At 66.7% G+C, this 20,505-nt stretch carries 21 protein-coding genes; 8 read left to right on the top strand and 13 right to left on the bottom strand.

Features of this window, described 5'->3' with window-relative positions; genetic code table 11:
- Positions 1 to 7 precede the first annotated feature (7 nt).
- Genes nuoK through JYP50_RS03500 form a run of 10 tightly spaced genes read right to left on the bottom strand, consistent with a single transcriptional unit; the run spans position 8 to position 9,758 of the window.
- Positions 8 to 322, bottom strand: a complete 315-nt coding sequence (gene nuoK, locus JYP50_RS03545; RefSeq protein ID WP_206559088.1) for an NADH-quinone oxidoreductase subunit NuoK — start codon at positions 320 to 322, stop codon at positions 8 to 10.
- The gene (gene nuoJ / locus JYP50_RS03540) at positions 322 to 843 is read right to left on the bottom strand and encodes an NADH-quinone oxidoreductase subunit J (RefSeq protein ID WP_206559087.1); all 522 of its coding nucleotides are present in this window, start codon (positions 841 to 843) and stop codon (positions 322 to 324) included. Before nuoJ ends, nuoK begins: the two co-directional genes overlap by 1 nt.
- A complete protein-coding gene (gene nuoI, locus JYP50_RS03535; protein WP_206559086.1) occupies positions 840 to 1,367 on the bottom strand; it encodes an NADH-quinone oxidoreductase subunit NuoI in 528 nt (175 codons plus the stop codon). The genes nuoJ and nuoI overlap by 4 nt, the downstream gene beginning before the upstream one ends.
- A gap of 2 nt (positions 1,368 to 1,369) precedes the next feature.
- Positions 1,370 to 2,338, bottom strand: a complete 969-nt coding sequence (gene nuoH, locus JYP50_RS03530) for an NADH-quinone oxidoreductase subunit NuoH (RefSeq protein WP_206559085.1) — start codon at positions 2,336 to 2,338, stop codon at positions 1,370 to 1,372.
- On the bottom strand, positions 2,331 to 5,129 hold the full coding sequence (nuoG, locus tag JYP50_RS03525; RefSeq protein WP_206559084.1) for an NADH-quinone oxidoreductase subunit NuoG: 2,799 nt from the start codon (positions 5,127 to 5,129) through the stop codon (positions 2,331 to 2,333). The genes nuoH and nuoG overlap by 8 nt, the downstream gene beginning before the upstream one ends.
- Positions 5,126 to 6,442 carry an NADH-quinone oxidoreductase subunit NuoF gene (gene nuoF / locus JYP50_RS03520; RefSeq protein ID WP_206559083.1) on the bottom strand — a complete coding sequence of 439 codons (1,317 nt, stop codon included), beginning with the start codon at positions 6,440 to 6,442 and terminating at the stop codon, positions 5,126 to 5,128. The genes nuoG and nuoF overlap by 4 nt, the downstream gene beginning before the upstream one ends.
- The gene (gene nuoE, locus JYP50_RS03515) at positions 6,439 to 6,933 is read right to left on the bottom strand and encodes an NADH-quinone oxidoreductase subunit NuoE (protein WP_206559082.1); all 495 of its coding nucleotides are present in this window, start codon (positions 6,931 to 6,933) and stop codon (positions 6,439 to 6,441) included. The genes nuoF and nuoE overlap by 4 nt, the downstream gene beginning before the upstream one ends.
- Positions 6,930 to 8,678, bottom strand: coding sequence for an NADH-quinone oxidoreductase subunit C/D (gene nuoC / locus JYP50_RS03510; RefSeq protein WP_206559081.1), 1,749 nt, complete (start codon positions 8,676 to 8,678; stop codon positions 6,930 to 6,932). The genes nuoE and nuoC overlap by 4 nt, the downstream gene beginning before the upstream one ends.
- Positions 8,679 to 8,685: 7 nt before the next feature.
- Positions 8,686 to 9,327, bottom strand: a complete 642-nt coding sequence (locus JYP50_RS03505) for a NuoB/complex I 20 kDa subunit family protein (protein WP_206559080.1) — start codon at positions 9,325 to 9,327, stop codon at positions 8,686 to 8,688.
- Positions 9,327 to 9,758: an NADH-quinone oxidoreductase subunit A gene (locus JYP50_RS03500; RefSeq protein ID WP_241262779.1), complete on the bottom strand. Its 432-nt coding sequence runs from the start codon at positions 9,756 to 9,758 to the stop codon at positions 9,327 to 9,329. Before JYP50_RS03500 ends, JYP50_RS03505 begins: the two co-directional genes overlap by 1 nt.
- 400 nt (positions 9,759 to 10,158) lie before the next feature.
- Here JYP50_RS03500 and JYP50_RS03495 point away from each other — a divergent pair, with 400 nt between their 5' ends.
- Positions 10,159 to 10,677: a SixA phosphatase family protein gene (locus tag JYP50_RS03495; protein WP_347136716.1), complete on the top strand. Its 519-nt coding sequence runs from the start codon at positions 10,159 to 10,161 to the stop codon at positions 10,675 to 10,677.
- On the opposite strand, the gene JYP50_RS03490 is transcribed toward JYP50_RS03495, so the two are convergent.
- The 3 genes from JYP50_RS03490 to JYP50_RS03480 form a co-directional block, all read right to left on the bottom strand.
- The gene (locus JYP50_RS03490) at positions 10,674 to 11,645 is read right to left on the bottom strand and encodes a glutathione S-transferase family protein (RefSeq protein WP_206559079.1); all 972 of its coding nucleotides are present in this window, start codon (positions 11,643 to 11,645) and stop codon (positions 10,674 to 10,676) included. The genes JYP50_RS03495 and JYP50_RS03490 overlap by 4 nt on opposite strands.
- A 2-nt stretch (positions 11,646 to 11,647) precedes the next feature.
- Positions 11,648 to 12,103, bottom strand: coding sequence for a DoxX family protein (locus tag JYP50_RS03485; RefSeq protein ID WP_206559078.1), 456 nt, complete (start codon positions 12,101 to 12,103; stop codon positions 11,648 to 11,650).
- Between the two features lie 155 nt (positions 12,104 to 12,258).
- The gene (locus JYP50_RS03480; protein WP_206559077.1) at positions 12,259 to 13,152 is read right to left on the bottom strand and encodes a LysR family transcriptional regulator; all 894 of its coding nucleotides are present in this window, start codon (positions 13,150 to 13,152) and stop codon (positions 12,259 to 12,261) included.
- A gap of 100 nt (positions 13,153 to 13,252) precedes the next feature.
- On the opposite strand from JYP50_RS03480, the gene JYP50_RS03475 reads away from it, so the two are divergent.
- From JYP50_RS03475 to JYP50_RS03445, 7 genes are all read left to right on the top strand, one after another.
- Entirely contained in the window at positions 13,253 to 14,092 is an 840-nt protein-coding gene (locus tag JYP50_RS03475; protein ID WP_206559076.1) for a pirin family protein, read from the top strand.
- Between the two features lie 150 nt (positions 14,093 to 14,242).
- The gene (locus JYP50_RS03470) at positions 14,243 to 14,503 is read left to right on the top strand and encodes a hypothetical protein (protein WP_241262778.1); all 261 of its coding nucleotides are present in this window, start codon (positions 14,243 to 14,245) and stop codon (positions 14,501 to 14,503) included.
- A 54-nt stretch (positions 14,504 to 14,557) separates the two neighbouring features.
- Positions 14,558 to 15,877, top strand: coding sequence for a dicarboxylate/amino acid:cation symporter (locus tag JYP50_RS03465; RefSeq protein ID WP_206559075.1), 1,320 nt, complete (start codon positions 14,558 to 14,560; stop codon positions 15,875 to 15,877).
- Positions 15,878 to 15,920: 43 nt separating this feature from the next.
- The gene (locus JYP50_RS03460; RefSeq protein ID WP_241262777.1) at positions 15,921 to 16,571 is read left to right on the top strand and encodes an MBL fold metallo-hydrolase; all 651 of its coding nucleotides are present in this window, start codon (positions 15,921 to 15,923) and stop codon (positions 16,569 to 16,571) included.
- A complete protein-coding gene (locus JYP50_RS03455; RefSeq protein ID WP_206559074.1) occupies positions 16,564 to 16,902 on the top strand; it encodes a DUF2288 domain-containing protein in 339 nt (112 codons plus the stop codon). The genes JYP50_RS03460 and JYP50_RS03455 overlap by 8 nt, the downstream gene beginning before the upstream one ends.
- 221 nt (positions 16,903 to 17,123) lie before the next feature.
- Positions 17,124 to 19,400 (top strand): ATPase, T2SS/T4P/T4SS family, encoded by a 2,277-nt coding sequence (locus JYP50_RS03450; protein WP_347136715.1) that lies wholly within the window; start codon positions 17,124 to 17,126, stop codon positions 19,398 to 19,400.
- Position 19,401: 1 nt separating this feature from the next.
- Positions 19,402 to 20,502, top strand: coding sequence for an AAA family ATPase (locus JYP50_RS03445; protein ID WP_206559073.1), 1,101 nt, complete (start codon positions 19,402 to 19,404; stop codon positions 20,500 to 20,502).
- Positions 20,503 to 20,505 lie beyond the last annotated feature (3 nt).

Below are 20,505 nucleotides of genomic sequence, written 5' to 3'. Positions count from 1 at the left end.
GTGGGCCCTATCCCCGCAGGCGCCGCGCGGCGTCCATGTCCAGTGACTTGAACTGGCGCTGGACCTGCAGCACCAGGCCCAGTCCCACGGCCACTTCCGCCGCGGCCACCGACAGGATCAACAGGAAGATCACCTGGCCGTCGGGCTGACCCCAGCGCGCCCCCGCCGCGACGAAGGCCAGGGCCGCGGCATTGAGCATGACTTCCAGCGACATCAGCATGAAGATCAGGTTGCGCCGCAGCATCAGGCCCAGTAATCCCATGCCGAACAGCAGCGCGGCGAGCACCTGCACGTGCTCCAGCGGCACCACCAGGCCCGCCATCAGTGCCGCCCTCCGCGCACCAGGAAGCGCCGGCCGAGGTGATAGGCTCCCACCAATCCCGCCAGCAGCAGCATGGACGCAATTTCCACCGCCAGCACATAGGGCCCGAACAGGGCCAGGCCCACGGCCTTGGGCGCCACCGCCTGGCCGCTGGTGAGGGCTGCGCCGAAGGCCGCGCCGTCGCGCAGGGCCAACAGCAATTCCACTAGCAGCAGGGTCGACATGATGCCGGGCACGATCCAAAAGCGCGGACGCAGCCAGTCGCGCTCGCGCTCCACACCCTCCTCGCCGATATTCAGCATCATGATCACAAACACGAACAGCACCATGATGGCGCCGGCGTAGATCACGATTTCCAGCGCCGCCGCGAAGGGCGCCCCCATCAGGAAGAACAGCACCGCCACCGCCAGCAGCGAGACGATCAGGTAGATCAGCGCGTGGGCCGCGTTGGCCCGGGTCAGCGCCAGGCCGGTGGCGGACAGCGCGATCACACAGGCCAGGTAGAACAGCGCGGTATTCACGGCAGCAGGCTCCTCACATCGACCGGCTCCGCCTCGTTGCGGGCCGCCCCCTTGTCCTTGCCGGCGATGGCCAGGCCCGCGACCCGGTAGAAATTGTAGTCGTGGTATTTGCCGGTGCCGTCGATCTGCAGGTGCTCTTTTTCGTACACCATGTTCTGGCGGTCGTACTCGCACATTTCGAAGTCCGGCGTGAGCTGGATGGCGTTGGTGGGGCAGGCCTCCTCGCACATGCCGCAGAGGATGCAGCGCGAGAAATTGATGCGGAAAAACTCGGGGTACCAGCGGCCGTCCTCCTTCACTCCCTGCTGCAGGGCGATACAGTCCACCGGGCAGGCCACCGCGCAAAGATTGCAGGCCACGCAGCGCTCCTCGCCGTCCGGATCGTTGGTGAGTACGATGCGGCCGCGATAGCGGGGCGCCAGGTAGGGTTTTTGTTCCGGGTACTGAACCGTTTCGCTGCGCGTGAAGCTGTGTTGCAGGATGGTCCAGATCGTTTGCAACTGCGACAGTGCGGATTTCAGCATGACTAGGCCCTCCACCACAGGGCCAGCGCGCCGGTGGCCATCAGGTTGAGCAGGGTCAGGGGCAGCATCACCTTCCAGCCCAGGGTCATCAACTGGTCGTAGCGGGGCCGGGGAATGGCGGCGCGCAGCAAAATAAAGAAACAGATCAGGGCGAAGACCTTGAGGCCAAACCACACGACCGGCGGCAGCCAGGGGCCCAGCCAGCCGCCAAAGAACAGGGTGACGATCATCGCCGAGATGAGGATCAGTCCCAGGTACTCACCCAGCATGAACATGGCGAACTTCATGCCGCCGTACTCGGTGTGGAAGCCCGCGGTCAGCTCGTGCTCGGCTTCCGGCAGGTCGAAGGGCAGGCGGTGGCTCTCGGCGATGCCGGCGACGGTAAAGGTCAGCAGACCCAGGAACTGCGGGATGCAGAACCACAGTTCGCGCTGGGCCTCGACGATGTCGCGCAGGCTGAAACTGCCGGCCAGCATCACCACGCCCATCAGCGACAGGCCCATGAATACCTCGTAGCTGACCATCTGCGCCGCGCTGCGCAGGCCTCCCAGCAGGGCGTACTTGTTGTTGGAGGCCAGCCCGCCGAGCAACACGCTGTAGACCGCCAGCGAGGTCATGCCGAGGAAAAACAGCAGGCCGATGTTCAAATCCAGCACGTAGAGATCGGGGCCGAAGGGCACCACGGCGAAGCCCAGCAACATCGCCACGACAATCGCGGTGGGCGCGAACACGAACACCGCGCGGTCGGCGAAGGGCGGCACCCAGTCGTGCTTGGTGAGCAACTTGAGCATGTCCGCCACCACCTGCAGCACGCCGAAGGGACCCAGGCGATTGGGGCCGTGGCGGTCCTGCCAGATTCCCAGCAGGCGGCGTTCGAACCAGGTCAGCACCGCCGCTCCGCCCACCGCCGCGGCGATAATGGCGATGCCGAAGGCGATGGTGCCGAGGGTTCCCAGGCCGGGCTCAGCCATGCCGCCCTCCGCGATCGCTGCCAATCACGGTCGGCCCGGGGGGGCTGAAATGCGCAACGCGGCGCAGGCGCTGGCGCGTGTTTGGCGCCAGGCCGGCGGTTTCCCGGTAGCCCGCGGTATAGCCGGCACAGCCCGGCGCCATGGCGTCGTCAATGCGCAGCGGCAGCGCAGCGGCGTTGTCGCCCACCTGTACCCCGTCGCCATCGGCCAGCCCGAGGCGCTCGGCGTCGGCGGCGCACAGCTCGATGCAGGCCGGCCGCACCAGTTCACGGATGCCCGGGCTGATGGCGCTCAGTGCCTCGCTGCCGAAGATGCGATAGCGCGGCACCAGTAGCACCTCGTCGGCCTCGACCGCAAACGCCGCCGTGGCATGGCGCGGCAATGGAGTGGCCCCGCCGTTTGCGCGCAACAGGCGAATACCCGCGGGGCCGCCCTTGAGGGGCCCGCCGACGTCGGCCTGGAAGCGGTGCAGTCCCTGGTTGGAATTCCAGCCCGGCGCCCAGACGTAGGACAGCAGTGCCGCGGGTTGGTCCCGGTTCAGACCCTCCATGCTGAAGGCGAGGGGCGACTCCTCGTCCTCGGGCTGCTTGGGTTCGTGCACCGACACATTGGCGCGCATGGCGGTGCGGCCGCTGTAGCGCGGCGGCTGGCGCGGCACGCGCACGCCGTGGTTGCGGAACCGGTGGTCCGGCGCCGCCGCGGCGATACCCGCCAGGGCCGGTATCGCCGCGGCGCAGCCCCGGGTCACGTCGTCGAAGTGGTGCCAGTCGGATACCGCCTCCCGGCCCAGTTCCTTGAGGGTCGCCAGCAGCCACACCCAGGCGGGATGCCGCTCGGCGTGGGGGGGAAACACCGGAAAGCAGCGCTGCGCGCGGCCCTCCAGGCTGACCAATGTGCCCTCGCTCTCAATCACGCTCGCCGCGGGTACCGCGAGGTGGCTGGCGGAAGTGGTCGGATTGTCCAGTTGGTCGAGGGCGATCACGCGCTGGCAGTTGGCCAGCAGCCGGTCCACCTGGTCGGTCGCCGCCCGCCGGTAGAGGTCGTTTTCCAGCACCAGCAGGGTGTCGATCTCGCCGGCTTCCGCGCTGGCCGCGAGCGCATCCAGGTCGGGGCTCCCGTTCCCCTCGCACAACAGGGCCTGGCCGAGGCTGTTGGCTTCCGGCACCACCAGGCTCAGCATGGCCTCGCGACCGGTGTCCCGAAACGCTTCGGCCACCCGGGCCGCGGCCTGCATCACGGCGATATCGCCGCTGCCGGTGCCGGAAACCACCAGCAGGCGTTTGGCATCGCGGAGCCCATCGGCGATGGCCGCGGCCTCGCGGTGCACGCTATGGTCGTCCGGATTATCGTGTGAATTGTCGTGCGAATAGTCGTTTGAATTGTCGCCGGCCAGGGCGTCGGCGACACGCAACCCCAGGCGCGCGATTTCCGGTGTCGCCAGGCGCAGCGACCGCGCCGCCACCGGGTCCAGCCGGGTGGCCGCCGTGGCGGCGATGAACAGCGGACAGCGCTGGTCCTGGGCCAGGTTGCGGATGGCGGCGTCCTGCCAGTCCTGCAACTTGAGTCCGGCGGCCATCGCATAGGCGCGGTTGCGCACGCCCTGGCGCAGTGCCAGCGCAATGCGCGGCGCGGTGTTGCTCACATCCTCCCCGAGCACCAGGATGGCGTCGGCCGTTTCCATGGTGGCGATATCCGGCACGGTGGCGCGGGAGGCGCGCAGCAGCGCCAGGGCCTCGCCCACCAGGGGCTGCTCCACGGCACTAAAGCCTGGACAGAACCGCGCCGGGCCCGCCAGTAGTCGCAGCAGGAAGTTGGCTTCCACGGAAGCGCGGGGCGAGCCCACGGCCGCAACCGCGCCCCGTTCCACGCTGCTCACGATGCGCTGCAGCGCGCCGTGGTGGTCAATGGCGTTGTAGCGTCCGTCCTCGCCGCGCAGGCCGGGGTAGTCCAGGCGCCGCTCGTCGTTCACCCAGGTGGCACCAAAGCGGCCGCGGTCACAGAGGAAGTAGCCGTTGATCTCGGCATTGAAGCGGTTGTGTACCCGCTTGAGGCGCCCGTAGCGCTCGCCGGGCAGGGTGTTGCAGCCCACCGCGCAGCCGGCGCAGACCGACGGCGCGGATTGCAGGTCCCACTTGCGGGTGTAGTCGTGCACCAGGTGTTTGTCGGTGAACACCCCGGTGGGGCAGACCTCCACCAGATTGCCGGCGAACTCGCTCTCCAGCACGCCGTCCTCGTGGCGGCCGAAAAAGATGTGGTCGTGGCAGCCCTGGGCGGCGAGGTCGGTGCCGCCGGCGTAATCCCGGTAGAAGCGGGTGCAGCGGTAGCAGGTAATGCAGCGGTTCATCTCGTGGTGCACCAGCGGCCCCAGGTACTGGTTGCGGAAGGTCCTTTTCCTGCCCCGGTAGCGCCGGTCCCGGTGGCCCACCATGACCGTCATGTCCTGCAGGTGGCATTCGCCACCCTCGGCGCAGACCGGGCAGTCGTGGGGGTGGTTGATCATCAGCGACTCGATGATGCCCTGGCGAAAACGGCGGGCCTGCGCCGTCTCGAGGGAAAAGCGGGCGCCGTCGCTCACCGGGGTCATGCAGGCCATCACCAGCTTGCCGCGGCCCGCCTGTTCGGCCTCCTCGTCGGGGTACTGGAGAACGGCGCACTGGCGGCAGGCGCCCACTGACCCCATGGCCGGGTGCCAGCAGAAGTAGGGCAGGTTGAGCCCCAGGCCCAGGCAGGTCTCGAGCAGGTTGCGGTCCTTTGTGGCGGGGTACTCGACGCCGTCGATGCGAATATTCATGCCGCCGCCTCCCGCTCGCAGTAGGGGCAGGCGCGGCCGTCGATATGGCGCTGGAAGTCCTCGCGGAAATACTTGAGGCCGCTGGCCAGGGGTTCCATGGCGCCCGGCGCCAGGGCACAGTGGGTGTTGCCCGGCGTGCCGATAAAGTCCACGTGCATGGCCAGGGTGTCCAAATCGCCGGCCTGGCCCCTGCCGGCTTCCAGTTCGGCCAGCAACTGGGCCGACCAGGGCAGGCCCTCCCTGCAGGGGGTGCAAAAACCGCAGGATTCGCGGGCGAAGAAGGCCACCAGGTTCTGCACGAAGGCCACCGGGCAGGTGCGGTCGTCCAGCACGATCATGGTGCCGGTGCCCATGCGGCTGCCGGCCTTGCCGATGGTGCCGTAGTCCATGGCCAGGTCCAGGTGCTCGGCCACCAGAAAGTCGGTGGAACCGCCCCCCGGCAACAGGCCGCGAAAGGCGTAGCCGTCCTCCATGCCGCCCGCGCAGCCCTCCAGGATCTCGCGGATGGGGGTGCCGATGGGCAGCTCCCAGCAACCGGGGTTTTTCACCCGTCCGCTCACCCCGTACATCTTGGTGCCGGCGTCCTCGGTAAGGCCGAGGTCGTTGAACCACTGTGCGCCGCGCTCGATGATATGGGGCACGTTGCACAGGGTTTCCACGTTGTTGACGATGGTGGGCCGCCCCCACAGGCCGCTGACCTGGGGGAAGGGCGGCTTGGCCCGGGGGTTGGCGCGCTTGCCCTCCAGGGAGCTGATCAGGGCGGTTTCCTCGCCGCAGATGTAGCGCCCCGCGCTGGAGTGCACGTGCATGTCGAGGTTGTAGCCGGAACCGAGAATGTTCCGCCCCAGGTAACCCTTGCCGTAGCAGTCGCGGATGGCCTCCCGCAGCAGGCGCTCGGCCAGCAGGTACTCGGCGCGGATAAAGACGTAGGCCACGTCGGCGCCGATGGTGTAGGCGGCGAGGATCATGCCCTCGATCAGCTGGTGCGGATCGCACTCCAGCAGCAGGCGGTCCTTGAAGGTGCCGGGCTCCATCTCGTCGGCGTTGCAGATCAGGTACTTGTGCCCCGGGCCGCCATCCTCCATGGGCACGAAGCTCCACTTGAGCCCGGTGGGGAAGCCGGCGCCGCCGCGCCCGCGCAGGTTGGAATCCTTGACGATCTGCAGGCACTCGGCGGGTGTCAGTTTGCCGATGGCGGTGTGCAGGCCGCCGTAGCCGCCGCCCGCCTCGTAGGCGGCGAGGTCGAAGGGCCGCCGCTCGGGGGTGACGTTGCGGGTGAGGGGGTGGGTGAGGGCGCGGTCGAGGGCGTTCATGTGCCTTCCTCCCCGCTGGCGCCCAGGGTTGCCATCAGGCCGGCGGGATTCACATTCTCCAGCAGCACGTCACCGAGCATCAATACCGGCGCCTTGTCGCAGGCGCCCAGGCAGGTGACCGGCAGCAGGGTGTAGCGCTTGTCGGCGGTGGTCTGGCCGTAGTCGATGCCCAGGCCCTCGCGGCAGCGCGCGCGCAATGTCTCGCAGCCCTTGATCCAGCAGCTCACGCTGTTGCACAGCAGAATGACCTTCTCCCCCACCGGGTGGCGGTAGATCAGGTTGTAGAAGGTCGCCACGCCCTCCAACTCGTCGGCGGACATCGTCAGGTGGCGGGCGATGGCCTTCAGGCTCTCATCGGAAACCCAGCCGCGGTGGCGCTGTACGATCTTCAGTGCATCCACCGCCACGGCGTCGCGGTAGGGGGCGTGGGCGATCTCGGCGTCGATCGCCGCCAGCTCGTCCGCGCTCAGGGCCGGGATCAGCTCGCTCATCGGTCCACGTCCGCCATCACGAAGTCGATGCTGGCGATGATCGCGATCAGGTCGGGAATCATCAGCCCGCGGCTGATCAGGGGAATCTGCTGCAGCGCCGGGAAGGAGGGGGTGCGGATGCGGGTGCGGTAGCTGTTGCAGCCGCCGTCCGACACCAGGTGGTAGTTGTTGATGCCCTTGGTGGCCTCCACCGCGAAGGAGGCCTCGCCCGCGGGGATCACCGGCCCCCAGCTCACATTGAGGAAGTGGTGGATCAGGGTCTCGATGTCCAGCAAGGTGCGCTCCTTCGGCGGCGGCGTGGCCAGCCGGTGATCGCTCTTGTAGGGTCCCGCGGGCATGTTGTCCAGGCACTGGCGAATGATGCGCAGGCTCTGGCGCATCTCCTCCACCCGCACCGCCGCGCGGTCGTAGCAGTCGCCCCGGTGGCCCAGGGGGACCTCGAAGTCGAACTGATCGTAGCCGCCGTAGGGCCGGTCGCGGCGCAGGTCGAAGTCCACGCCGGTGGCCCGCAGCGCGGGGCCGGTGATGCCCCAGTCCACCGCCTCCTGCTGGCTGTAGGCGCCGATGCCGACGGTGCGCCGCTTGAGGATGCCGTTGTTCATCGCCATCTTCTGGTAGTGGTCCAGGCGCGCCGGCATGCCGTCGATGAATTCCCGCACCAGGCGCTCCCAGCCCGTGGGCAGGTCCTGGGCGACGCCGCCGATGCGGAACCAGGCCGGGTGCATGCGCCCTCCGGTGATGGCTTCCACGATGCCGAACAGGCGCTCGCGGTCGGCGAACATATAGAACACCGGCGACATCTGCCCCACGTCCTGGGCGAAGGTGCCGTAGAAGACCAGGTGGCTGGAGATCCGGAACAGTTCCGCCAGCATGATGCGGATGACCTGGGCGCGGGCCGGGACCTCGATGCCCGCCAGTGTTTCCACCGCCATCACATAGGGCAGGTTGTTCATCACCCCGCCCAGGTAGTCGATGCGGTCGGTGTAGGGAATGAAGCTGTGCCAGCTCTGGCGCTCGCCCATTTTCTCGGCGCCGCGGTGGTGGTAGCCGATGTCGGGCACGGCGTCCACGATCACCTCGCCGTCCAACTGCAGTGCGATACGGAACACGCCGTGCACGGAGGGGTGATTGGGGCCGAGGTTGAGGAACATGTATTCGGTGTCCTCGGTGGCCCGCTGCATGCCCCACTCCTCGGGGCGAAAGCGCAGGGCTTCCTGCTCGCGGGCCTGTTTGTGCTCGTCGAGCGAGAAGGGCTCCATTTCGGTGGCGCGCGCGGGGTGGTCCTTGCGCAGCGGGTGGCCCTCCCAGGTGGGAGGCATCAGGATGCGGCGCAGGTTGGGGTGGCCGCTGAACTCGAGGCCGTACATGTCCCAGGCCTCGCGTTCGTACCAGTCGGCGTTGGGCCAGATGTCGCGGACGCTGGGCACCGCGTCCGGCGGGTTCACCGCCACCTTGATCCGGCATTCCTCGCAGCGCTCCAGGCCCAGCAGGTGATAGACCACGGTAAAGTCGGCGGCCGCCTCGGGTTTGTGCTCGCGCAGGCGCTCGTCGATGCCGAACAGGTCCAGCAGCATGGGGAAGCGGTCGCGTAGCTGTCGCAGCACCTGTGGCAGCCGCTGTCGCTCCACCCACAGCGTCGGTACACCGTCGGCGCAGCGCTGGTGGTGGAGCACCGCGTCACCCAGGTCGGCGATCAGCGCCGGCGTGCCAGTGAGCGCTTCCCGTTGCTGTGCGGCACCCAGCATGCTCGGCCTATACCCCGTCGGGCGCGCGCAGCTGGGTCGCCCGGTTGCGTTCCTGTTGCAGGCGGTCGCGGTTGGACACCGGCGCCTGCCGGTACACGCCCTGGTCGCCCACCACCCAGCTCAGGGGGCGGCGCTCCTGCTCGATGGCGTCCTGCAGCATCATCAGGCCCTGCATCAGCGCCTCCGGACGCGGCGGGCAGCCCGGCACGTACACGTCCACCGGAATGAATTTGTCCACGCCCTGGACCACGCTGTAGATGTCGTACATGCCGCCGGAATTGGCGCAGGAGCCCATGGAAATGATCCAGCGTGGTTCCAGCAACTGGTCGTAGAGGTGCTGCACCACCGGCGCCATTTTGCGGAACACGGTACCGGAGATCACCATCAGGTCCGCCTGTCGCGGTGTGGCGCGGATCACCTCCGAGCCGAAGCGGGCGATGTCGTGGCGGCTGGTGAAGGACGTCGCCATCTCCACGTAGCAGCAGGACAGGCCGAAGTTGAAGGGCCACAGGGAGTGGGCCCGGCCCCAGGCGACGAGGTCTTCCAGGGTGGCGAAGAACACGTTGCGCCTGACCTGCGCCTCCACGCCCTGGTTCCCTCCCGGCTGGCTGGCGATCAGGTCCTCCGGTCGTGTCAGGTTCCACTCCATCAGCCGGCGCTCTCCCCCGGGGCCGCTCGCACTGCCACCGCCGCCGTGGGCAGTGGCTTGCGCGCCTTCACGCCCCAGTCCAGGGCGCCGGTGCCGAGCTCGTAGACCAGGGCCACCGCCAGGACGGCGATGAACACGCCCACCGCGATGTAGCCCTCCCAGCCGAGTTCGAAGAAGGCGACCGCCCAGGCGAAGATGAATACGGTCTCGAGATCGAAGATCACGAAAAATATCGCGATCAGGTAGAACTCCGCCGACATCTGGATCTGCGAACTGCCCACCGGCAGGATGCCTGACTCGAAGGGCATATTGGTGGCGCGGCTGGCGCGTTGCTGGCCGAGCAGCCAGGACAGCACCAGCATGGTCGCCACCAATAGCAGCACCGCGATGAAGTACACCAGGAAGGGCAGCAGGGAATGGCCGTCACTCAAACCGGTGGCCTCCCCGTGGTGATGGGAGCGGGTGGAAAAAGCGAGGCGTGCCGGTCGGGATAAGAAATGCCGTGCGGCGGGTTGCGATCGACACGAGGGGCCCGGGCAGGTCGCGGCTGGCGATCTGTCTGCGATTGGGGCGCCACTGTTTCGTGTCTCGACATCGGAACTCCACTACGCCTGCAAGGCCTCGATGGAGATCACTCGCCCCCGCTAAACGCCGCCGGGGAAAGTCATCGACCGGGTACAGCAACCACTGACAACGTGTTTGACTCTAGCCAGTAAGTGGGGCAAACGCAAGACGCCGCCGGACAGGCGCCCTTGAACCGCGCTGTTCACACAGGTGTCGCGGCCATTCCCACGGGGTGGTCATCGGGCATACACTGGCGTGGATTCCACCGTGGCCGATACCGCAATGAAAACCCTGCACCTGCTGCGCCACGCCAAGTCTTCCTGGGACAAACCGGGGCAGCCCGACCGGGAGCGCGGCCTCAACAAGCGCGGCCAGCGCGACGCGCCGCGCATGGGCGAGGCGCTGTCGCACATCCTGCCGCCGATGAGTGTCGCGCTCAGCCCCGCCAGGCGGGCGCAGTTGACCCTGGAGGGCCTGTGCCGGGGCTGGCCGGCGCTCGCGGACTGCCGTCACTACACCGAGGAAGACCTCTACACCTTCGACGGCGACGACCTGCTCGACTGGGTGCGGCGCCAGGACGACCGGCACCTGGCGCTGTTCATCATCGGCCACAACCCGGCGCTCACCGACCTGGTCAATACCCTGGTGGCGGGGGATGGCCTGGCCAACCTGCCCACCGCGGGCTACGTGCGCATCGAGTGCCCGGGGGCGAGTTGGGCCCACCTGGGGGAGCGGCCCGCCAGGCTGGCGCGGCGACTGTTCCCCAAGGAGCTGCCCGGGGACTAGCCCCGGCCATGGGGACGGAGGTAGTCGATGTCCGGCCCCGCGGGCACGATACCGGTCGGGTTGATGGTGCCGTGGGAGCCGTAGTAGTGGGTCTTGATATGGTGGAAGTCCACCGTGCCCGCCACGCCCGGCAGCTGGTAGATATCGCGCACATAGCCCGGCAGGTGGGTGTAGTCTTCCAGGCGTTGGCGGTTGCACTTGAAGTGCCCGTGATACACCGCGTCGAAGCGGATCAGGGTGGTGAACAGGCGGATATCCGCCTCGGTCAGCCGGTCGCCGGCGAGGTAGCGGTGCCGGCCCAGGTGAGCGTCGATGTGGTCCAGCTCGGCAAACAGCGCCCGGTAGGCCTCCTCGTAGGCCGCCTGTTCGGTGGCGAAACCGGCGCGGTAGACCCCGTTGTTGATGGCCCCGTAGATGCGCGCGTTCCAGGCGTCGATGTCGCCGCGCAGGTCCGCCGGGTAGTAGTCTTGCGTGTTGCCGGTCAGGTCGTCGAAGGCGCTGTTGAACATGCGCAGGATCTCCGCCGACTCGTTGTTGACGATAGTCGCGCGTTCCCTGTCCCACAGCACCGGCACGGTGACGCGGCCGGTGTAGTCGGGTCGGGCGCTGGTATAGACCTGGTGGTGGTAGTCGTGGCCGGCCACCCGGTCGCCGGTGCTGCCCTCGGCCCGGTCGAAGCTCCAGCCCTGTTCCAGCATGTAGGGGCTGACCACCGACACGTCGATCAGCCCGGCGAGGTCCTTGAGCTCGCGCATGATCAGTGTGCGGTGGGCCCAGGGACAGGCCAGCGACACGTAGAGATGGTAGCGGCCCGCTTCGGCGGCGAAGCCTCCCTCACCTTCCGGCCCCGGGCCGCCATCCGCGGTCACCCAGTGCCGGAAGCGGGCGTCCTCGCGCACGAATTGTCCGCCGCTTGAGCGGGTGTCGTACCACACGTCCCGCCACTGGCCATCAACAAGCATTCCCATGGTTATTCTCCTTGCGCCGGGGCGCCTCGGGCGCCCAGTTTACGGTCGAGTGTCCAGCTGCCCAGTGGCTTGCCCGCCACCAACAGCAGGCCGCCGGCCATGGCCACGTTCTTGAAGAACATGATGAACTGGATCTGGTCACCCAGCTGGGCGTGGAACAACAGCGCCGAGGCCAGGCTGAACAGGGCCAGGCCCAGGGCCACCAGACGGGTCTGGAAGCCCGCCACCAGGGCGAGGCCACCGACCAGCTCCAGGACGATGGTGGGCGGCAGCAGGAAGCCCGGCAGGCCGACGCTGGCCATGTAGGCCAGGTTGCCCTCGTAGCCGCCGATCTTGCCGTAGCCGGCGAGGATGAACAGCAGGGCCAGCATGCTGCGGCCGGCGAAATCGATTGCCCCCGCGGGGAGGTAGGGCAGTAGCCAGTCGGCGCGATTGGTGTTGTGATCGGTGTTGGTCATCAGTCTGTCTCCATGTGTTCTTGCGCGGATATCGCGCCAGGTGGGAGTAGACTAATTTCGAAATAGAAGAATTAAAATCGGATAAAAACGGAGTAATATTTCGATAAAAGCGAATATTTGGTGGCGAGGACATCGGCGCCCATGGGTTTGGTCGCTCAATTCCCGCCCGTGTCCGCCACGGCCTCGCGCAGCAGGGCCGCCAGCCGCGTGCCGGCGGGGCCGGCTTTCTCCGGGTCGGCGTGGGTCAGGTACAGTTCGGCGTAGCGCTCCGCGCCCTGGCGCAGGGGCAGCGCCGCCAGCGCGCCCTCGGCGAGCAGGCTGTCGACCCGCGAGCGGGGCAGCCAGGCGAAGCCCATGCCGCGGCGGATCATGTCCACCGAGGTGGCGATATGGGTGACGGTCCAGCGCTGTTCGGCGCCCAGCCAGCCGGAGTCCACATTGCGCGCCAGGGCCGAGTCGCGCACCACAATCTGGCGGTGGGTGGCCAGGTCCTGCAGGCTCAGCGCACGCTGTAATTGCAGCAGCGGGTGCCCGGGGTGAGTGACCGCGACAAAGGCCGCCCGCATCAGCGGCTCGCCGAGGAAGCCCTGGGGCACGCTGCCGGCGATCAGCAGGTCCACACGGCCCCCGACCAGCATTTCCGGACCCCCGGACAGCACGGTCTCGAACAGCTGCACGCGGGTGTTGGGAAACTCCCGGGACAGTTCGTGCAGCGCGCAGGCCAGCTGCTCGTAGGGAAAAATCTCATCGACCGCGATGCGGATCTCCGCCTCGGTGCCCACCGCCAGGCTGTCGGCGAGTTCCTCGAGCTGGCCGGCCTGGTCCAGCAACTGCTGCGCCCGGCGCAGCATCAGCGCCCCGGCCTCGGTGAGTTGCGCCTTGCGGCCCACGACCTCCAGCAGGGGCAGGCCCAGCTGGCCCTGCAACTTGTGCACCGCGTGGTTGATGGTGGACTGGCTTTTATGGATGGCGGCCGCGGCCTGGGCGAAGCCACCGTGTTCCACCACGGCTTGCAGCATGCGCCACTGCTCGAGTGTCGTGCGGTTCATTCTCACACCATTCGATTTAGTCGAACCAGATTGGCGAAATTATGCGCTTTTTGTTCTATAAAAACGAGCCTACCCTGTGGTCATCACAGGAGGACTGACCATGACACAGCGCACCATACGTGAAATCCGCCCCGCCCACGCCGGCCGCGACGGCGACGGGGTCGCCATCCAGCGCGTCGCCGGCATGCGGCACGCGGGCATGGACCCGATCCTGATGCTCGACGAGCTGCGCTCGGAGTTTCGCGAGGATTTTGCCGGTGGCTTTCCACCGCATCCGCATCGGGGTATGCAAACACTCACTTACATGAAGCGGGGCGGCATCGTCCACGAGGACAGCCGGGGCAACCGCGGGGAGATCCGCGGCGGTGGCGCCCAGTGGATGTCCGCCGGGCGGGGCATTATTCACTCGGAAATGCCCACCCAGGACACCCAGGGCCTGCACGGTTTCCAGCTGTGGGTAAACCTGCCGGCGGCGGAGAAAATGTCGGCGCCGCGCTATCGGGATATTCCCGCCGCGGAGCTGGCCACCTGGTCGGGGGAGGGCTTCACCGCCACCGCCGTGGCGGGGGCCTGGACCGTATCCGGCACTGATGCCACCGGGCCGTTGCGGGAACTGGCGCCCCGGGCGGGCGTGCTGGACCTCGAGCTGCAAGCCGGCGCGAGCGCCGCGCTGGAAACCGGGGCCGGGCACTCGGTCATGGCCTATATCTACGGCGGCGGCATCGCCCACGGGGGCGAGGTTGTGCCCGCGCGCCACATGCTGATCACCGGCGCCGGGGAGCAATGGATGCTGCAGGCCGGCCCCCAGGGTGCCCGCCTGCTGGTGCTGCGCGGCACGCCGCTGCGCGAGCCGGTGGCCCACTACGGCCCCTTCGTGATGAACACGCCCGAGGAGATCGAGCAGGCCATCCGCGATTACCAGGAGGGCCGCTTCGCCTGAGTTTTGCCGCCGCCCCGGTGGCGGCCGCCCGATCCCAGGCGTCGAAAACGCCTTGCCGACGGCCCTCCGCGGGCAATCGCGGCTGCGCTCGGGCGACGACAGTGTTAGGCTTGCAGCTTTGGAATTCGAGCCGCCTTGGAGGCTTTTTCTATGCCGCGAGCCCTGTTGCTCACGATGCTGGCCCTCGTGGGCGCCTGTAGCGCCAGCAGCCCGCCGGCGCCGGTGCAGTCCCTGACCACCCAGTGCGGCCAAACGCGCCCCCAGGTCTGTACCATGGAGTACGACCCGGTATGCGGCGAGCTGGCGGACGGCGGGCGCGAGGACTATTCATCGCCTTGCAACGCCTGTGCCCACGACGCCGTCGCCGCCTACCGGCGCGGGGGTTGCGAGTCCGGCGGTACCGGGGAGTAGGGACCTTCTCCCCGGCACCAGTCCTCCCAAAATCATAACATTGAAGACGCAGACATGAGTTTGACCAATCGCATCCTGATCGCCATGGTGGCCGGCATTCTGTTCGGCTCCCTGTTGGACCTCATACTCGACAGTACGGGTATCTCCGAGGGGTTTCATACAGTGATCCGGGACTACGTCGTGGGCGGGGTACTGGACCTGGTAGGCCGGGTGTTCATCGCCTCGCTCAAGCTGCTGGTGGTGCCGCTGGTGCTGGTGTCGTTGATCTGCGGCTCCAGTTCGCTGGGCGACAGCGCCCGCATGGGGCCGATTGCCGCCAAGACCCTGGTGCTGTACCTCGGCACCACGGCCATCGCCATTTCCACGGCGCTGGTGGCCGCGGTGCTGGTGGGGCCGGGTACCCATGTTTCCCTGCCGGGCACCGCGGAGTTCGAGGCCACCCAGCCGCCGCCGTTGGTGGATGTGCTGGCCAACATCGTGCCCTCCAACCCGGTGGCGGCCATGGCCGAGGGCAAGATGCTGCAGATCATCGTGTTTGCGCTGCTGTTCGGCTACGCCATTTCCCACGCCGGTGACGCCGGTCGCCGCATCGCCGATTTCTTCCGCGATCTCGAGGAAGTCATCATGCGCATGGTGGGTATCCTCATGGGGCTGGCGCCCTACGGTGTGTTCGCGCTGCTGGCGACCCTGTTCTCGGACATGGGCTTTAGCGCCATCGTCGATCTCGGGGCCTACTTCCTGACGGTGCTGGGGGTGCTGTTGATCCACGCCACCGTGGCCTACAGCGTTATCCTCAAGACCCTGGCCGGGGTGTCACCGAAGATCATGATGCAGAAGATGCGCTCGGTGTGGGCTTTCGCCTTCAGTACCGCCTCTTCCGGCGCCACCCTGCCCATCACCCTGCGCACCGTCGAGCGGCGCCTGGGGGTGCACAACTCGGTGGCCGGTTTTACCGTGCCCCTGGGGGCGACCATCAACATGGACGGCACCGCGATCATGCAGGGGGTGGCGACCGTGTTCATCGCCCAGGTCTACGGCGTCGATCTGCCGCTCAGCGCCTACATCACCGTGATTCTGACCGCCACCCTGGCCTCCATCGGCACCGCCGCGGTGCCGGGGGTGGGTCTGATCACCCTGGCCATGGTGCTGGACCAGGCGGGCCTGCCGGTGGAGGGTATCGCCATGATCATCGGCGTCGACCGCCTGCTGGACATGGTGCGCACCGCGGTCAATGTCACCGGGGACGCCACCGTCGCCGTGGTGGTGGGCAAGAGCGAAAACCACTTCGACGAGCGGGTGTTCCTCAATCCCAGGGCGGACCTCGAGCCCGACCGCGACGAAGTGGCGGCTCCGGAAGCCGCCTCCAAATCCTGACGGCGGGCGCAGCGCGCACCGCCGAACAGCCAGAGAAGTATGCATGTCGATTAAAGTCAGTATCGTGCCGGTGACGGCCTACCAGCAGAATTGCTCCATCCTCAAGTGCGAAACCACCGGCAAGGCGGCCATCGTCGATCCCGGTGGGGATGTGGAGCGCATCCTCGAGGCGGTAAAGTCGATGGACGCCAGCGTGGAGAAAATCCTGTTGACCCACGGCCACATGGATCACTGCGCCGCGTCGGACATCCTCCGCCAACAGTTGTCGGTGCCCATTGAGGGCCCCGAGAAAGAGGATGACTTCTGGATCGCCAAACTGCCCGAGTGGTGCCAGATGGCGGGCTTTCCCCACGCCGACGCCTTCGTGCCCGACCGCTGGCTGGAGGATGGCGACACGGTGAGCGTCGGCGAACAGGAGCTGGAGGTTTACCACTGCCCCGGTCACACCCCGGGCCATGTGGTGTTCCTGCACCGGGGCCAGCGCCTGGCCTGGGTGGGGGATGTATTGTTCCAGGGCTCCATCGGCCGTACCGATTTTCCCCGGGGCAATCACGATGAGCTGATCGCCAGTATCCGCGACAAGCTGTTCCCCCTGGGCGACGATATCACCTTCATCCCCGGCCACGGGCCCACGTCGACCTTCGGCCAGGAGCGACAGACCAATCCCTTTGTCGCGGACTCCCGTTATGGCTGAGGACACGCCGCTCGGGGACTCCCCGGATCGCGAGGCGCTGCTGCGCCGCGAATTTCACGGCCAGACCGCGCGCATTCCCTGGCGGGACCTGCAGACCTACTACGCCCATGGCAGTGTGGTGCGCGTCGATGCCGCGCTGGACCTGGTGGAGGTGGCGGTGCAACTGGGCCTGGACAACCGGGCGCAGTTTGAAACCTGGACCGGCGCCGGGTTGGTGGCGCCGGTCAGCGACGCCGAGGCCCTGGCCTGGTTCGAGGGCGATGCCACCCTGTGGGCGGTGGTGGCGGCGCCCTGGGTGCTGGTGCAGAACAGGGAATTCGCTGCCGGCTGAGTCCCTAGACGGCGTCGGCGTGGCGGCTCCCTGGGACATTCTGTTTAGGGGGCTGGCGCATTGTGCCCGCTGTGCTTCAGCCGGTGGCGAAGTGGGCACTTCCACCTCCGCTGGAACATATCGGTTCGGTAGCGGCCCGGTGCCTTTTTCGCGAAATTCCGGATCTTGCGCGTGCGGCTGGGGCCTGGTGCTTGCTAGAATTCGTGTTCCGCGAAGTTGCTGTGAATCACTTTTACACGATGTTTTCCAATACTTTTTCCTCGGACGAGCGCCTGCTCAAGGCACTCGAGGCCTTGCCGCGCCAGCTTTTTCTCGCGCAACAGGAATCCTTTGTTTCGGGGCACAGTATTCCGCCGCTCAATGTGGTGGCCCAGATTCTGGGCGAGGCCGACCTACAGCCAGGCCACCGTGTGCTACAGGTGGGTACCGGCACGGGGTACTTCACGGCAGTGGCCAGCCGCCTTGTAGACTCGGTGGTCACGGTGGAAAAAAACGACGCGCTCGCTCGCGTGGCCGGCCGGCATTTCGATGAGCTGGGGTTGATCAATATTACATTGCGTGTGGGTGAGGGCAGCGACGGCGCGCCGGACATGGGCCCCTATGACCGTATTCTGGTGTCCAGCCCTCGCATTCGGGACCACTCCCGGCTGCTGGAACAATTGACCGCCGGGGGCTACCTGTTGGCGCTTGAGCGCGGGGAGGGGGCTGCCACGTTGATGGTGCGCTACCAGCTTACCGAGCTCGGCGCCCTGGTGCGCCAGGATATCGTCCCGGTGGACTTTTCCCACGATTCGGGCATGACTCTGTTGGACATGGGCGTGGTCGACCGGGCGATGCTGGCGGAGGCGCGCCGCGTGGCGCGGGCGAGGAAGGTGCCGGTGATCCGGGTTCTGCGGGAGCAAATCGACCTTGAGGATAGCACCCTGTATCGCCGCTTGGCGACGGAGAACAACCTGCGTTTCGCGGTGGTGGACGATCTACTTTCGGAGGTGCAGCTCCATTTGATGGAGCTATTCTCGCGCGGTTTTCTGGACTCCAAGCATTTGCTGCCATTGTGGATGAAAGACCACACGCTGGCGTTGGCCACGGACGACCCGGATGCCGCGTTGGACGATATCCGTCATATGTATCCGGAGGAGCGGCTGGAGAAAATCCTGGTCACGCCCAACGATTTCAAGCGGCTGTGGACCACCATCGAACTGTCACTGAGGACACGCGAGCGCGCCGCGAACGCGCCAGAGGCCGCCGAGCACGCCCCGCGCCCGTCGGAGCTGTTGAGCAGCGAGCACCTGCAGATCGGGGCGCATCTGGTCACACTGTTCGACGCCCTGTTGCTGGATGCCGTGAGCGACGGTGCGAGTGATATTCACATCGAGCCCTACCCCGGGCGCACCCGAATCCGTTTGCGCGTGGATGGGGACCTGCACGATCTTGCGCACTATGACTTGACGCACCGGGACTCGCTCGGGCTGATCAACGTGATCAAGATTCGCGGCGACATGGATATCGCCGAAAAGCGCCTCCCCCAGAGCGGGCGCTCGCAGCTCCGTGTCGGCGACGAGGTCTGGGACTTGCGCATCCAGGTGCAGCCCGCGCTGCACGGGGAGGCGGTGGTGATCCGCCTGCTGGCGCAGTCCGGCAACCTGGTGGGCATTGATCGGCTCGGTATGTCAAAAAACATTATCAGCCACTACCGCCGATTGCTCGCCAACCCGGCGGGGCTGGTGCTGGTCGTGGGGCCGACCGGGTCCGGCAAAACCACCACGCTCTACGCGGGCCTGTCGGAGCTTGCCGCCGAGGGGCGTCGCAAGGTCATAACGATAGAGGACCCGGTGGAGTATTCCATCGACAATATCCAGCAGGTCCACACGCACCCGGAGATCGGCTTCACCTTTGACAGCGGCATGCGCTCTTTCGTCCGGCAAGACCCCGACGTGATTCTGGTGGGCGAAATTCGCGATCACGAAACAGCCCGGGAGGCTCTCCGCGCTTCCCAGACCGGACATGTGGTGCTGTCCACCCTGCACTGCAATGACGCCGTGGACGCCATCCAGCGCTTGTTTGACCTGGATGTGCTGGCCAACTCCATCGCCAGCGAACTCACGGCGGTCAAAGCGCAGAAGCTTGCGCGGCGGATTTGCAGCCACTGCCGGGAAGCGGCCGAGCCGGAAGCACATATCCTCGAAGAACTTTTTCCCGATGGGGTGCCTGATAATTTTGGTTGCTTCGTGGGGCGAGGCTGCGAACAGTGCGGGGGCCGCGGGACCCGGGGAAGGGTGGCGGTGGTTGAGTTCATGCTGGTCGACGCGGAGATCCGCGACGCCATTTCCCTGAAGTATCCCACCGCGCGTCTGCGCGCGATTGCACTCGACTCGGGCCTGGTAACCATGCGTGACAGCGCGCTCAACCACGTGATCGAGGGTACTGTCCCACTGGGAGAGTTGCCCAGAATCCTGCCGGCGGAACGCATGGCCCCGGAAAAGCGGGGGGACTGGTAAGGTGACGTCAATCCAAAAAAAACGGCAACGGCTTCCCGCGGAGGTTATCTACGCCGCGGAACTCGAGCATCTGGAAGTCGCGGATTCGCGGCCCAGACCTCCAGGCTGGCGCCTGTCGCCACTGGCGGTTGAAGCTTTCGTGCTGGGTGATACGGCGATGGGCACAGCGCCCAAGTTTGTCGCGCCCCGCGGCGTGGTTACGCGCGTTATCGTGGCCCTGGCCACCCTGCGTGGCGCCATGCTCGTGGGTCTGCCGGGGACCGCCAAATCCTGGTTCTCGGAATTGCTGTCGGCGGCGATTTCCGGTGATTCGACCCTGGTGGTGCAAGGTGGCGCGATTCAGGGCGTGGACCAGATGTTGTACACCTGGAACCAGGCCCTGCTCGAGCGCGACGGTCCGACCCCCGAAGCGTTGGTGCCTGGCCCGCTGCTCCGCGGGATGCAGGCGGGGTCGATGGTACGCTTCGAGGAACTCGCGCGTTGCGCTCCCGCGGTGCAGGATGCTCTGTTATCGGTCCTGTCGGAGCGCATGGTTACCGTCCCCGAGCTTCCGGGGGAGGCGGGCAGGATCTATGCCCGAGAGGGCTTCAACCTGATCGGCACGTCCAACACCCAGGACAAAGGCGTGGATAGCATGAGTTCGGCACTCAAGCGTCGCCTCAATTTCGAAACTGTGCTGCCGATCGCCTCGATCGACGATGAACTCGCCGTGGTGGTCCGGGAAACCGCCAAGCTGCTGCGGGGCTCGGGTGTTGAAGCCGAGGTTGACGAGGACATCCTGCGCGCCCTTGTCACGATTTTCCACGAGCTGCGAAATGGTCAGTCGATCGACGGCCGCAGCACTGACCGCTTGGCCTCGGCGGTGCTGTCCACCGCCGAGGCGGTGACCGTGGCGCATGCCATGGGCATTTACGCCTACTACTACCGCGAGGGTCGCATGCTGGCCGAGGACTTTACCCGACTACTGGTCGGGGCGGCGGTGAAAGATAACCGTACTGACCTGAAGCGCATGAACCACTACTTTGAAACGGAAGTGTCGCTCAAGGACGGCCCGGTTTGGCGGGATATCTACCAGAGCTGGAAACTGCAGGTTAAGTGTTAGGGC

Origin of the sequence: Parahaliea mediterranea (assembly GCF_017255185.1) — a bacterium.
Classification (GTDB): Bacteria; Pseudomonadota; Gammaproteobacteria; order Pseudomonadales; family Halieaceae; genus JAFKCZ01.
Note: the sequence above shows the minus strand (reverse complement) of the source record. Positions and strands in the feature narration are given on the sequence as shown.